This window comes from Propionibacterium ruminifibrarum (assembly GCF_900289195.1).
Taxonomy (GTDB): domain Bacteria; phylum Actinomycetota; class Actinomycetes; order Propionibacteriales; family Propionibacteriaceae; genus Propionibacterium; species Propionibacterium ruminifibrarum.
Map to the genome: position 1 here is coordinate 327,921 of NZ_OMOH01000004.1, position 13,642 is coordinate 341,562.

The following is a 13,642-nucleotide window of genomic DNA, read 5'->3' on the forward strand; positions in this document are numbered from 1 at the left end:
AATCAGGGATCGCACCGTTCGCGTCCGGCTGACGAGTCCGCCCCCCGAACCTCTCGACAACTGTTTAGGTCTGGCCCCAGCCATACAAAACAGCCAGAGAAATTCCTTGTCGGAGAGGATTCTTCCGGTCATTTCACCTGTTGTGAACACGGCGCTCCCCAGCCGGGGGAGAACCCACTGGGAGGCTATGCCCGCAGGAGGAGGGGGGCGTCGGCGGGGTCGGTGAGACCCGCCGGCCAGGCGTAGGCCTCGGCCCGGCCACGGGCCCGTGACCAGGGCACGGGGCCATCGAGGGCATCGGCCATGCCCATGTAGACGCCGAACAGTTCCGCGGTGGCCCGCGCATCCCCCAGGGCGGAGTGGGCGTGCTCCAGGTTGACGCCCGCCGCCCGGCAGCAGTCGGCGAGCTTGAAGGTGGGCGGGCGGGGGCTCAGCAGCCTGCGGCCCAGGCGCATCGTGCAGGCCGAGGGCATCCGCTCCGGCGGCAGCTCGGTGCCGACGCGCCGCAGCTCGGAGTCGAGGAAGGACACGTCGAAGGACGCGTTGTGCGCGACGACGAGCCTGCCGCGCAGCTGGTCGACGAGACGCCCGGTGACCTGTCCCAGGGTGGGGGCGGCGGCGACATCGCGTTCGGTGATGTGGTGCACGGCGGTGGCCCCCACATCGCGGCCCGGTTGGATGAGCGTGCCCCACTCCCCCTGCCTGCGGCCCTGCTCGTCGAGCAGCACGACGCCTATCTCGACGATCCGGTCGCCCATTCTCGGCGAGAATCCGGTCGTCTCGAGGTCGAGCACTGCGTATCCGGGCATGCAGCGATTCTTGCACCCGGCACCGACCGGCCCGAGCCCCGTCCATCGACCCGGCGCCCACGACCGGCCGGAGCCCGGCCGTCTCACCACAACGGCCAGGACCCTCGCCTCGAAATGTCCCAATCCCCATGACCGGGGACCACCAAGACCGGTAGGTTCGGAACATCACCCCAGACCGGTCACCCCGGACGACCCGTCTCCATGGAAGGAGATCGACCTCGTGAGCGCACCCCAGCCGCCGGGCACCGGCCTGCCCGCCGCCCCGAAACCCGCCGGGCGACGTCCCGTGAACCAGCGGCTCATCGTCGGCATCGTCATCGCCCTCGCCCTCGCGATGGTCGCCGCCGGCATCGTGACCAGCTGGGTGCGCGACCGCGGGACGCTGGGGAAGGCCCGGGAGGTCGTCGAGGACTACCTGACCGCCGTCGCCGAGGGGGACGCGGACCGGGCCCGCAGCCATCTGGACACCTCTCGCAACTATTCCGGGGACGACTCCCTGCTCACCGACGAGGTGCTCCGGGCCTCGAAGGAACGCGCGCCGATGAGCGGCATCGACGTCGGCGAGGCCACCAAGGATCAGGACCGATCGGCCACCTATCACGTGCCGGTCTCCTACACCGTCGGCGAGGACACGGTGTCCACCACCGTCGAGGTGCAGGTCATCAGCTCCCCCGACGATCCCGTGGTCATCAGCCTCACGCGTCTGAGGCTGGACCAGTACAGGGGTGCCGAGGTCACGGTCAACGGCGTCACCGCGCGCAGCAACGCCCCGGCCGTCTTCCCCGGCAGCTACACGGTGGCGCCCGCCAGCGAGTACCTCGAGATCGTCCGCGGCGACGTCGCGGCAACCGACGTCGCCAAGGAGGACTACACCCCGTCGAAGGAGAGCCATCTGGCCGTCTCCGAAGCAGGCGTGGAACTGTTCCGCGACAAGGTCGTCGCCGAGGCCGAGAGGTGCCTGGCCTCCACCAGGCTCGACCCGGGCTGCGGCGCCGTGATGCCCCAGCACCCGGACCCGGCCCTCTACTTCAAGTGCGCCGAGGTCAGGGAGGGCTCGGTCCACCGCTGGCAGGAGCCCGAGGAGGCCGCCAGGCTGCACTCGGTGACACCCGAACCCAAGATCGGGTCACCGACCGTCATCAGGGCAGATGGTGACCAGCTCGGCCGCATCAGGCTCACCGCCACCTGCCGCCAGGGCGACACCTGGAGCGAACGTGAAATGGACCGGTACGACCCGGGCACCCGGTTCGGTTCCCCGTCCCTCGACCTGACCGATCCGGACCGGAAGATCATGTGGACCACCTGACCCGCCGGCACGCCCTGTCCGGGCCGGCCCGTTCGTCCGGCTCGCCCCGACCAGGAAGGATCATTCCATGAGCACACCCCAGCCACCGGTCCACGGCGCACCGGGCCCGTTCCCGATGGGCGGCCAGGCCCCCCAGAACGCGTGGCCCGGCCAGGCCCCCCAGAACGCGTGGCCCGGCCAGGGCCCCTATGCGGGGGCCTGGCCCACGCCGGGCGGCACGCCCGCTCCGACGGGTCGCACCACTCGACCAAGGAGGACCCGGGCAGTCATCATCATCGGCGCGGTCGTGCTGGCGCTGATCATCGGCGCCGCCCTGACGCGCACCGCCCTGGGTGGCTCCGACGAGGACCTGTCCAGGAAGATCGTCGAGGAGTACCTCACCGCGGTCGCCGAGGGAGACGCCGACAAGGCCAAGGGCTTCCTGTCCTACTCCTCCGCTGACGAGTCCCTGCTCACCGACGAGGTGCTCCGCGTCTCGAACGAGCTCGCCCCGATGACGAACATCACCGTCGGCAGTGTCACAGCGAGCAGCGAACACGCCAACGACTACCTGGTGCAGGCCTCCTATGACATCGGGGACGAATCCGTCTCGACCACCATGACGGTGTTCATCACCAGCAGGAGGTCACTCCTGCCCAGCAAGAAAATCGTGACCATCACGGACCACACAAGACTGTCACTGAGTTTGTTCGAAGACGTCGACTTCACGGTCAATGGCGTCACTCCCGACACGGACTATCCCGACGTCTTCCCCGGCACCTATGAGTTGGCGGTGAGCAACGAGTACCTCGAGATCACCGGCGACCCCATCGCGGCCCTCGACCCGGCCGGGAACGCCTATTCCCCCTTCGACACGGGTCCCGACGGGCGGCGCGAGAAGAACACCGTGGGCGTCTCCGAGGCCGGCGTGCAGATGTTCCGCGAGAAGGTCGTCGCCGAGGCCACCGAATGCCTGGCCTCCACCAGGCTCAGTCCCGGCTGCGGCACCTGGGTGCCGCAACGCCCGGACAGAGAGTTACGATGCGAAGAGGTCCGCGAGGACTCGGTCCACCGCTGGCAGGAGCCCGAGGAGGCCGCCAAGCTGCAAAATGTCACGCCCGTCCACAGGCTCGGTCCGCCGACAACCCTCGAGGCCGTTTCCACCCAACTCGGCGACATCGAGGTCACCGCCACCTGCCGCCAGGGCGACACCTGGACCGAACAGCGACTGTACAGCTATGAGGCCACCTATTTCGGCACCGCCTCCATCGACCTGACCGACCCGGACCTCGCGGTCGTCTGGGGCCGCTGAGCACGCCGGCACGGCCCACGTGCGACCCGGGCGCCGCCCGCACGGTTCATGACACGCCCGGCCGGCGACCGCGCGCCTGGGATGATGGTGCCGCGGAGAGGAGCACGCCCATGAGCACACCCCAGCACCCCGGCGACGGCGACGCCGGGCAGCCGGCCGACTGGGCGAGCCGGCCGGCCAGGCCCGCCGACGGCTGGTGGCCGAGCCCAGCGGCGGCCGGCCCGGGCCACGAACCCACGGCCGCAGCACCTGCGTCCGTGCAGGGCGCCGTCACCGGGCGGGCGGGGCGCCCGGCTCTCGCCGTGGCGTCCACCGGCGGATCGAGGGCGACGGTCGTCATCGTCGCCGCGGTCCTCCTGGCCATGCTCATCGCCGCCGTCACGCTGAGCACCGCCGTGAACTCGAACGAGGGCCGCGCCAGGCGGATCGTCAGGGAGTACCTCACCGCGGTCGCCGAGGGGGACGCCGAGAAGGCGCGCGGCTACCTGAGCGAGGTCGACGACGACTCCCTGCTCACCGGCGAGGTGCTCCGCGTCTCGAACGAGCTCGCCCCGATGACCGACATCTCCGTCGGCAGGGTGAGGCACTCGCGCTACATCAGCACGGACTACCAGGTGCGGGTCTCCTACCGGATCGGAGACGAGACGGTCTCGACCATCATGGATGTGTCCCTCCCCCGCCAGAACTCGTCCACCGCGGTCAAGAGCGCCGGTGTCGCCAGCCTCTCCTCGCTGTGGCTGACCGGGTTCGGCGACATCGACGTCACGGTCAACGGCGTCATCCCCGACACGAACAGACCGGCCGTCTTCCCCGGCAACTACAAGATCGCGGCGAGCAACGAGTACCTCGAGATCACCGGCGACCCCATCGCCGCCACCGACCCGTCCGAGCACAGTTACTCCGCCGCTGCCGCCGGCAATGAGTTGGCCGTCTCCGAGGCCGGCGTGCAGATGTTCCGCGACAAAGTCATCGCCGCCGCCCGGGAATGCCTGGCCTCCACCAAACTCAGCCCCGGCTGCGGCACCAAAGTGCCCCAGTACCCGAACAACAATCCACGGTGCGAGGAGGTCCGTGAGGACTCCGTCCACCGTCGGCAGGAACCCGAGGAGGCAGCCAAACTGGAGTCGTTCACGCCCAAGCTCAAGGCCGGGGCCCCGATGACCATCACGGCCGGCCCCACCGATCTCGGCTACTTCACGCCCACCGCCACCTGCCGCACGGGCGACACCTGGACCGAGCAGCAGTTGTACGGCCCCACCGAGGCCACTCGTTTCAGCGCCCCGTCCATCGACCTGACCGACCCCGACCTCGCGCTCGCCTGGGAGGGCTGAGTACCGCCATGAGACCGCACACCACCCCGAACACCACGAAGCGCACGGCCGTCGTCGCTACCGTCCTCCTGTCCCTGGTCATCGGTGTCGCGCTGGCGACCGCCATCTGGCACCGGGCCGCCATCGGGCACCGGGACGGGCAGGCGGCCAGGGAGACGGTCGGGGCCTATCTCACCGCCGTCGCCGAGGGAGACGCCGAAACGGCCCGCGGCTATCTGGGCGAGGTCGACGACGACTCCCTGCTCACCGACGAGGTACTCGAGGAATCCCGTGCGCGCGCCCCCATGACCGACATCACCGTCGGCCGCGCCACCAAGAACTGGCTCGAAGACGGCGTCTACGACGTGCAGGTCGCCTACACCCTCGGGGAGGAGGTCTCCACCGTCATGCGAGTGGAGACCGCCGGTGGCCTGGTCATCACCAGCGTGTCCTGGTTGTGGCTGGCCGAGTTCACCGACGTCGACTTCACGGTCAATGGCGCCATCCCCGCCACCGATGAACCGAACGTCTTCCCCGGCAGCTATCTGCTGGAGGCCAGCAACGAGTACCTCGAGATCGCCGGCGAGCCCATCGCGGCCACGGACACGAGCATCGCGCCCTACGGCCCCTCTGTGGAGAACGAGCTGGTCGTCTCCGAGGCCGGCATCCAGATGTTCCGCGGCAAGGTCGTCGCCGAGGCCACCGAATGCCTGGCCTCCACCAGGCTCGACCCCGGCTGCGGAATCCACGCGATACCCCAGTACCCCGACTCGGTACCCGAATGTGAGGAGATCGGTGAGGACTCCGTCCAACGCCACCTGGACGCCGGCCAGGCAGCCCGGCTCGAAACGGTGACCCCCGAACCCGACCATTGGGAGCCGACCATCATCAAGGTCCTGTTCACCGAGCTCGGCCGCTTCACCGTCACCGTCAGTTGCCGCACCGGCGACACCTGGAGCAGCCGCGAGATCGCCGACTACAGCCAGATCCGGGGCCTCTTCTTCGGTTCCCCGTCCATCGACCTGACCGACCCCGATCTCGCGGTCGTCTGGGACAGATGACCCGCCACACCGACACGGGCCGCCGCGACCACCTGGGGCACACCCCCTGTTCCGACGCAGTCCGCTCTGGCGAGGCGGCCCTGTCCCTGCCATGATGGCCCGCAGGAGAGGACCCCACCATGAGCGCACCCCGGCAGTCCGGCGCAGACGGCGCCGGAGCGGCCCACGACTGGGCGAGCCGACCGGCCCGGCCCTCCGACGGCTGGCGGCCGGGACAGACCCCGCACACCGGGGTACCCGCCCCGGCGGGCCCGGCCGGCACGCCGCAGCCCGCGCAACTCATCGCCATCGGCGCGCTCGTCCTCACCCTGCTCATCGGCGCCATGACGGCAGCAATCGTCGCGGACCGCTCCGCCCTGCGGACCGCGGAACGGGCCGCCCAGGAGGCCGCCCGGACCTATCTCACCGCCATCGCCGAGGGGGACGCCGAGACGGCCCGCGGCTACCTGGAGGTCGACGACGACTCCCTGCTCACCGACGAGGTGCTCCGGGTCTCGAACGAGCTCGCCCCGATGACCGACATCACCGTCGGCGAGGTGACCAGGGACAGACGTATCGTCACCCACCAGTGGGTGCGTGTCGGCTACCGCGTCGGTGGCGTGGAGGTCTCCGCCCTGTTGAGCGTGAGTCGCTCCGATGATCCGACCATCTTCAACGCCTCCGAGCTGTCGCTGCACGGGTCCCCCGACGTCGGTATCACGGTCAACGGCGCCATCCCCGCCACCAGCTCGCCGACCGTCTTCCCCGGCACCTACGAGCTGGCGTCCAACAACGAGTACCTCGACGTCACCGGAGAGCCCATCGCCGCCATCGACCCGACCGAGTACTTCTACGATTCCCTCGGCACGGAGAACGAGGTGGTGGCCTCCGAGGCCGGCGTGCGCATGTTCCGCGAAAAAGTCGTCGCCGCAGCCCAGGAGTGCCTGGCCTCCACCAGACTCGACGCCGGCTGCGGCATCGACGTGCCCCGGTACCCGGAGGGCCTCTCGGAGTGCGAGGAGATCCGGGAGGATTCCGTCCACCGCAGGCAGGACTCCAGCCAGGCGGTCCTGCTCGAAACGGTGACCCCCCGCTTCAAACCCTTCGAACCGAACGCCCTCTGGGCTCCCTTCATCGACCTCGGCCGCGTCGACATCACCGTCACCTGCCGCGTGGGCGACACCTGGACCAATCGTGAGATCACCAGTCACGGCAGGTGGCGCTTCTTCGGTTCCCCGTCCATCGACCTGACCGACCCCGACCTCGCGGTCGCCTGGAACGCCTGACCCCACCAGCACCGACCCGGCTCACCGAGGGCGGGCTTCATGGCCGGCCCTCTGAGATGCCGGGGACGTGCGGCGCCGACGCATGCGGCCGATCAGCGCCGTCGGCGGCCTGTTCAGCGCGAGACAATCAGGGCATAGTAGGGGTCATCACCCATGAACACCCTATTCATGGCATGGCCAGAACCAGGGGATCCCATCGTGGACACCGCGTTCCGGACGGCGCATTCTCCTAGAATGGCTATCCCACAGGAGAGGACCAACCCCCTATGAGCACACCTCAGCAGCCGGGCGCAGGCGGCGCCGGGCAGAACAACTGGGCGAACCAGCCCTCCCAGCCGAACAGCGGCTGGCAACCCGGCCAGGGCGCCCCGAGCCAGAACCCCATGGGAAACCAGGGCGCCCCGAATCCGAACGCGCCGTGGCAGCAGCAGCCGCAACAGGGATACCGGCCCCAGCAGGGATACGGGCAGCCGGCGACGCAGCCGCAGCCCACCGCCTTCACCGCCCAGGGCCCCACGCAGCCCAACCCGGCACAGCAGCCCCAGCAGGGCGCCTGGCCGGGCCAGCCCAACGCCTACCCTGGGCAGCCCAACGCCTACCCGGGGCAGACCGCGTACGCGGGTGCACCGGCCGGCCCCGCGGGTTCCCCGCCCAAGTCGAACTCCAAGAAACTGGTCATCATCATCGGCGCGATCGTCCTTGCGCTGATCATCGCCAGCGTGCTGGCCTTCGCCCTCCTCCGGGGCGGTTCGAAGGAACGGAAGGCCAAGCAGGCCGTCCAGGGCTACATCACCGCCATCTCCGAGGGCGACGCCAACAAGGCCAAGGGGTACCTTTCCGACTCGCTGAGCGACACGTCCCTGCTCACCAACGACGTGCTCAAGGATTCCAACGAGCGTGCACCGATCACGGACATCGCCGTCGAGGACGCACAGCAGGTCACCGGCTCCGACATCGAGTACCTGGTCCCCGTCAGCTACACCATCGACGACACGGCCACCCGAACCTCGCTCGTGGTTTCCTTCTACAGCAACAACGATCCCGTCGTGGAGGCGCCCTCCACCCTGCCGCTGAGCCTGCTCGAGGATGTTGAGATCCAGGTCAACGGGGTCACGCCGGACAGCGATTCGCCGTACGTCTTCCCCGGGAGCTACAACGTCACCACCGACAACAAGTACCTGACGATCGAGGACGGCGAGATCGAGGCCTACAGCCCCGAAGAACTCATTCTCGACATCCCTGATGTCGCGGTCTCCGAGGCAGGCAAGCAGATGTTCCGCGAGAAGGTCGTCGCCGCGGCCACCGAGTGCCTGGCCTCCAACCGGCTCGACTCCGGCTGCGGAGAACCGCTCCCGGCCACCTGGGAGACCGGCGAGACCCTCGACGAGGGCACCGTCAAGCGTTCGCAGAACGCCGCGGAGGCCGCCAAGCTGCAGTCGGTGTCCCCCTCTCTCGGCCTCAAGGGACCGACCATCCTCTCGGCGTCCTACGCCGACCTCGGCACCATCGACACCACGGTCGGCTGCAGCAAGGACGGTCAGCACGGCGAGTGCAGCGTGCACAAGACCCTCTTCGGGGTGGAAACGGGCTGGTACTTCGGGTCCCCGTACATCGACGTGACCGACCCGGACCTCGTGGTCAAGTGGGAGGACTGACCGGCTCTTCCGTCCCGGCGACGGTCCCGGCCGGGGACGCCCCGGCGCGGGCAGCCGGTCTGGCCCGTGACGGACGACGTCTCCTCGGCATCGCCGGGGAACCCGGGTCTGGCAAGTCGACGCTGGCCGCCTCGCTCCAGGACTTCCTGGGCGGGGCGGCCGTCGTCGTCCCGATGGACGGTTTCCACTTGGCCCAGCAGCAGTTGGAGCGGCTGGGGCTGGCCGAGCGCAAGGGTGCTCCCGACACGATGGACGCCTGGGGTTTCCTGGCTCTGGTGAGACGCCTGAAAGCGGCGGATGAGCCGACCGTCTGGGCTCCGGAGTACCGCCGCGAACTGCACAACGGCGTCACTGGAGCGATCGAGGTGCCGGCAAGCGTGCCGCTCGTCATCCTCGAGGGCAACTATCTTCTGCTCGACACCGAGCCGTGGGCGCGCATCCGTGCCCACCTCGACGAGAGCTGGTTCGTGTCACTGGATGCCGCCGTCCGGTTGGAACGACTGGTCGCCCGTCACATCGCCACCGGCAAGTCGCCGGACGCGGCTGCTGCGTGGGCGAACGGCCCCGATGAGGAGAACGCGCGCGTGATCCGCGAGAGCGCGAAGAACGCCGACGTGATCGTCGAGGGCCGCTGAACCCGGTGCACCGCGTCCAGGCGGGCTTGGTCTGCCCATTTAGGCTGAGCCCATGACCAATCCCACCAAACCCGACGTCACCCTACCGTCCGCCGCCCCCACCAGCCTCATGGTCGAGGACCTGGCCACGGGCGATGGCACCGAGGCAACAGCAGGCTCACTCGTCGACGTGCACTACGTGGGCGTCGCGCTGAGCACCGGCGAGGAGTTCGATTCGAGCTACGACCGCGGGCAACCGCTGACCTTTCGGCTCGGCGCCGGTCAGGTCATCACCGGCTGGGACAGGGGTGTCCAGGGCATGAGGGTCGGCGGCAGGCGCCAGCTCGTCATTCCCCCGCACATGGGCTATGGCGCACGCGGGGTCGGTGGCGTCATCAAACCGAACGAGACGCTCGTGTTCGTCTGTGACCTCGTCGACGTGCACTGAGCCGCGGCAAGGGCCCGTAACAGAGCGGTGGGCTCGGCGCATCCGACGTCGCCGAGCCCACCATCACCGCTCCGGCTCCGAGATCTAGGCAACCCCCAAGCCCATCTCGGCGGAGCAGCGTTCCGCGCAGTGCGCGGATTCCGATTCCCCTCGATCCACAGGAGGGGGAATCGCACCCCATATGGATTGAGTGGCCGACCCGAGGGCCTGCCCTCGATCCATGGAGAAGATAATCACTCTCAAACGCGAGAACAAGCTATGTGCTGTCAGTGGATTTTCTGTGAAGATGAGTCCGGTCGGTTCATCGCCGCAGCAGGCCCGCAGCCAGTTCCCCGGCCCAGCTGTACTCGGTCATCTCGATGACACGTGACGGGGCGAGTTCGGCGCCCCAGCCGATGCCGGCGCATGAGACGGCGATGGTGATACAGACGTCCTGCAGGCCGGGGACGAGCCATTCGGGTTCGGCCTGCTCGTTGACGAGCTCGCAGAACTCGTGGCGGTCGCCGGCGAGGGCGGCACGGACGACGAGCATGGCGTAGGCGCGGGCGGCGACCTCGGCCTGCTGCTCGGACTCGGTGACGAGCCGCTGTCCCAGTGTCGTGGCCACGAGCTGGGGAAGATCCTCGGGGGCCAGACCGGCACCGCGTTCGGCCAGCCAGTCCGGCACGAGCACGGGCTCGCCGGAGTCGACGGCGGCCCGCATCCGCGTGCCGAGGTCGGTGAGCATGCTGCACGCCAGTGACAGCGCGCCCACGAACTGGCAGACGAAGGTGACCCCATAGGTCAGCCAATTGCTCTCGTCGGAGTCGCCGATGCCCTGGCCCGCCTCGACGGCGCGAGCGTCGGACAGGAGCACGCTCTTGTTGAGCCGCCATGCCTCCTCCCAGGGAACCGTCACGGAGTAGGGCTGGTAGTGGATCTCGCCGTTCTCGTCCGGAGCGGGCGTGGGCACGGGCTCGGCGTCGGGGTCGCCCCACCACTCACCCGTGATCGGGTAGGTGATCTTCTTGTCATGGCTCATGCTCATGGTCAGGCCCTTCGCGTGCGGGACTCGTGGAGTGTTGGTCATCATCGTCAGGCGCCCGGCGGGCAACCGCACTGCGCCGAGACTACCGGTCGGCTCAGTGCGGCCCTCAGCCGCCCCGACGACTTCGGTTCACTCGGCGAGCGGCAGCCTCACGGTGAGGACGATGTCCTTGTCGTCAAGGGCTGCGTGGACCGTGCCGCCCATCCTGTCCACGAGTTCGGCGACGATGGACAGCCCGAGTCCCGCGTGCGGGCCGCTGCGCGCCGGGTCGGCGCGCCAGGAGCGCTCGAACAGGTGCCGCACGTCGGTCTCGTCGATTCCCGCCGCCGGGTTCGCCACGACGAGCACGGCCGTGTCGGCGTCCCGGGACAGTTCGACGCGCAGGGCTCCCCCGCCGTGGACGAGGGCGTTCGAGACGAGGTTGGTGATGACCCTGGTGAACGCCGTGACGTCGACGCGCACCGGCAGCGACGTGGGCGGCAGGGTGACGACTGGTTCGGCGCCGCCCGCAGCGAAGTGCGTCTGGAAGCCGAGCAGGGCCTGGGAGACGAGGTCCGTCGCATCGGCCCTCTCCAGGCGGAGCGTGTGATCGGCCGAGTCCAGGACGCTCAGCTCGAAGAAGTCGTCGACGAGCCGGGACAGATCATCCACCCTTGCCAGCACCACATCCAGCCGGCCGGGGACGGCGTGGGGACCGTCCCGTTCGACCAGCTGCAGATAGCCCTTCACGGCGATCATCGGGGTCTTCAGGTCGTGCGAGATGTTGGCGATCTCGCGGCGCAGCCGCTCCTCGCGCCGCTCGGCCGCGGCCAGGCGTTCCTGCCCGTCCCGCCAGGCCAGGTCGATCTCGGCGGCCAGGGCCTCCAGCTCGTCGTCTCGGGTGTCCACCACCAGGGGCGCCTGCGCCCCTGTAGACCTGCGATCGGCGACCTGGGCTCGCAGCTCCCCGATGCGGGCGCGCAGGCGCCGGGGGCGTTGCGCGAGCAGGATCGCGGCGAGCGCCAGCACGCCCGCCGCGATCCATCCGATCATGCCTCGATCCTGTCAGCTCAGCTCGCGGTTGCGCAGCCGCGCCACGCAGGCCGCCAGGAGCAGCGGGATCCCGACACCGACGAGGATCCACGCCTGGGTGAGCAGTTCGGGCTCGGCCCAGTACCGGGAGATCTGGTAGACGTGGCGCACCGGGTTGATCGAGGTGACGAATTCGAAGACCCTGCCCGGCTCATCGCCGCCGAACGACATGGCGATCGGATGGGCCATGACGAGGACGACCAGCAGGATGAGCGAGACGATACGGCTGGACGTGAGGAGGGCCGCCGTGGCGCCCAGGAGCATGACCACCGTGTACACGCAGAACTGCACCGTGACGAAACCGAGCCAGGTGCGCACCTGGGCGCCGGTGAGTGACTGGTGCTCGCCGACGAGCACCAGCCCCATGGTGAGGCCGTTGTGCGCGAACCACAGCACGCCCGTGACGAGGAGACCGACGACGAGCTTGGAGCAGAACAGCTTCACCTGCGACTGGCCGGCCGCAACGGCGAGCTTCGTGATGCCGGAGCGGTCGTCGGCAGTGGTGATCGTCGTCATCGTGATCATCATGGCGAACAGGGCGATGATGCCGAAGCACGACGCCGAGTAGACCAGCTCCCAGAACTGCGGGTTGTCGGGGTCGGCGTAGGCGAAACCGACGAAGCCGTCGATGAGGGCCACGCCATCCTTCTGGCCGACAGCGCCGCCGAAGGAGAAGACCCCCTCACCCTGGATGAAGAGACAGAGAAAGCCGATGACGAGCGCGAATGACGGGATGATGGTCTTCGCGAAGCGTGAGCGGGTGAAGCGGTAGAGGTCGGCGCGCATGATGTTGACGAACATCTCAGGCTCCTTTCACGATCTCGGTGAAGTAGTCCTCGAGGCTCATCGAGCGGGCCTCCAGGGCACTGACGGCGATGCCGGCGGCCACGAGCCCGGCGTTGATGGCGGCGGCCTCGTCCAGGCGCTCGGTCAGGACGATCTCGTTTCCGGTGACGGTGTAGCGCCTGATGCCGAGGGACTCCTCCAGGACGGTGACCGCCCGGGCCGGGTCGTCGACGGCGATCCGCAGGCCCCGCTCGCACCGTGCGTGCAGTTGCTCGGCACTGATCTGCTGGGCCAGTCGGCCGTGGTGGATGAAGCCGTACCAGCTGGCGAACAGGTCGAGTTCGGCGAGCAGGTGCGAGGAGACGAGGATCGTCGCGCCCTCCTCGTGGGTGCGGCGGACGAGCTCCCGGCGGATCGTGACCATCCAGGTGGGGTCGAGGCCGTTGACGGGTTCGTCGAGGATGAGCAGCTCGGGATTGCCGAGGAAGGCGGCGGCGAGACCGAGCCGCTGACGCATGCCGAGGGAGAAGGCGCGCGCGTTCTTCTTCCCGGTGTCGGCGAGGCCGACGAGGTCGAGGGCCTCGTCCACCCAGTGCCGGCCTGCCAGCCCGCGCTGGATGCGCAGGGCCTCCAGGTTCTGGCGGGCGGTGAGGTCGAGGCTGAGGGCAGGGGCGTCGATGAGGGCACCGATTCTGTGCCGCTGCTCGTTCAGTCCCGTGGCGTGGCCGAACAGTTCGATGCTGCCGCTCGTGGGCCTGGCCAGTCCCGTGAGCAGCCGGATGAGCGTCGTCTTCCCGGCCCCGTTCTGGCCGACCAGACCGTAGATCTGTCCCGGCTGCACCTCGATCGACACCTCGTCGAGGGCTCTGAGTCGCCCATACGCCTTGGTGAGGCCCTGTGTGCGGATGATGGTCTCCATCGCCCACTCCTGTCCCGGGGACGCGCCCCGCTGTCTGACTGATGGGACGATCCTCATGGGCGGATCTCAAGAAAATGTGA

The 13,642-nt window shown here is 69.0% G+C and carries 13 protein-coding genes; 8 read left to right on the plus strand and 5 right to left on the minus strand.

What is annotated here, in order from left to right; genetic code table 11:
* Positions 1–185: 185 nt before the first annotated feature.
* Positions 186–809: a 3'-5' exonuclease gene (locus PROPJV5_RS06740; RefSeq protein WP_119715562.1), complete on the minus strand. Its 624-nt coding sequence runs from the start codon at positions 807–809 to the stop codon at positions 186–188.
* Positions 810–1,029: 220 nt separating this feature from the next.
* Here PROPJV5_RS06740 and PROPJV5_RS06745 point away from each other — a divergent pair, with 220 nt between their 5' ends.
* The 8 genes from PROPJV5_RS06745 to PROPJV5_RS06780 all read left to right on the plus strand — a co-directional run bounded on the left by PROPJV5_RS06745 (position 1,030) and on the right by PROPJV5_RS06780 (position 9,759).
* Entirely contained in the window at positions 1,030–2,115 is a 1,086-nt protein-coding gene (locus PROPJV5_RS06745) for a heme biosynthesis HemY N-terminal domain-containing protein (protein WP_119715563.1), read from the plus strand.
* A 67-nt stretch (positions 2,116–2,182) separates the two neighbouring features.
* Positions 2,183–3,406 (plus strand): hypothetical protein, encoded by a 1,224-nt coding sequence (locus tag PROPJV5_RS06750; RefSeq protein WP_147385376.1) that lies wholly within the window; start codon positions 2,183–2,185, stop codon positions 3,404–3,406.
* A gap of 110 nt (positions 3,407–3,516) precedes the next feature.
* The gene (locus PROPJV5_RS06755) at positions 3,517–4,737 is read left to right on the plus strand and encodes a hypothetical protein (protein WP_119715565.1); all 1,221 of its coding nucleotides are present in this window, start codon (positions 3,517–3,519) and stop codon (positions 4,735–4,737) included.
* A gap of 8 nt (positions 4,738–4,745) precedes the next feature.
* Positions 4,746–5,777: a hypothetical protein gene (locus PROPJV5_RS06760; RefSeq protein ID WP_119715566.1), complete on the plus strand. Its 1,032-nt coding sequence runs from the start codon at positions 4,746–4,748 to the stop codon at positions 5,775–5,777.
* 119 nt (positions 5,778–5,896) lie between these two features.
* Entirely contained in the window at positions 5,897–7,042 is a 1,146-nt protein-coding gene (locus tag PROPJV5_RS06765; protein ID WP_119715567.1) for a hypothetical protein, read from the plus strand.
* Between the two features lie 266 nt (positions 7,043–7,308).
* Positions 7,309–8,697: a flagellar basal body-associated FliL family protein gene (locus PROPJV5_RS06770; RefSeq protein ID WP_119715568.1), complete on the plus strand. Its 1,389-nt coding sequence runs from the start codon at positions 7,309–7,311 to the stop codon at positions 8,695–8,697.
* The gene (locus PROPJV5_RS06775; RefSeq protein ID WP_239018416.1) at positions 8,685–9,332 is read left to right on the plus strand and encodes a nucleoside/nucleotide kinase family protein; all 648 of its coding nucleotides are present in this window, start codon (positions 8,685–8,687) and stop codon (positions 9,330–9,332) included. Before PROPJV5_RS06770 ends, PROPJV5_RS06775 begins: the two co-directional genes overlap by 13 nt.
* A gap of 52 nt (positions 9,333–9,384) precedes the next feature.
* Positions 9,385–9,759 carry an FKBP-type peptidyl-prolyl cis-trans isomerase gene (locus PROPJV5_RS06780; protein ID WP_119715569.1) on the plus strand — a complete coding sequence of 125 codons (375 nt, stop codon included), beginning with the start codon at positions 9,385–9,387 and terminating at the stop codon, positions 9,757–9,759.
* 301 nt (positions 9,760–10,060) lie between these two features.
* Here the strand turns inward: PROPJV5_RS06780 and PROPJV5_RS06785 are convergent, their stop codons facing one another.
* The 4 genes from PROPJV5_RS06785 to PROPJV5_RS06800 all read right to left on the minus strand — a co-directional run bounded on the left by PROPJV5_RS06785 (position 10,061) and on the right by PROPJV5_RS06800 (position 13,562).
* The gene (locus PROPJV5_RS06785) at positions 10,061–10,786 is read right to left on the minus strand and encodes a hypothetical protein (RefSeq protein ID WP_147385377.1); all 726 of its coding nucleotides are present in this window, start codon (positions 10,784–10,786) and stop codon (positions 10,061–10,063) included.
* A gap of 129 nt (positions 10,787–10,915) precedes the next feature.
* Positions 10,916–11,818 carry a sensor histidine kinase gene (locus PROPJV5_RS06790; protein ID WP_119715571.1) on the minus strand — a complete coding sequence of 301 codons (903 nt, stop codon included), beginning with the start codon at positions 11,816–11,818 and terminating at the stop codon, positions 10,916–10,918.
* Between the two features lie 12 nt (positions 11,819–11,830).
* On the minus strand, positions 11,831–12,658 hold the full coding sequence (locus tag PROPJV5_RS06795) for a hypothetical protein (protein WP_119715572.1): 828 nt from the start codon (positions 12,656–12,658) through the stop codon (positions 11,831–11,833).
* 1 nt (position 12,659) lies between these two features.
* Positions 12,660–13,562 carry an ABC transporter ATP-binding protein gene (locus PROPJV5_RS06800; protein WP_182858607.1) on the minus strand — a complete coding sequence of 301 codons (903 nt, stop codon included), beginning with the start codon at positions 13,560–13,562 and terminating at the stop codon, positions 12,660–12,662.
* Positions 13,563–13,642: the final 80 nt, after the last annotated feature.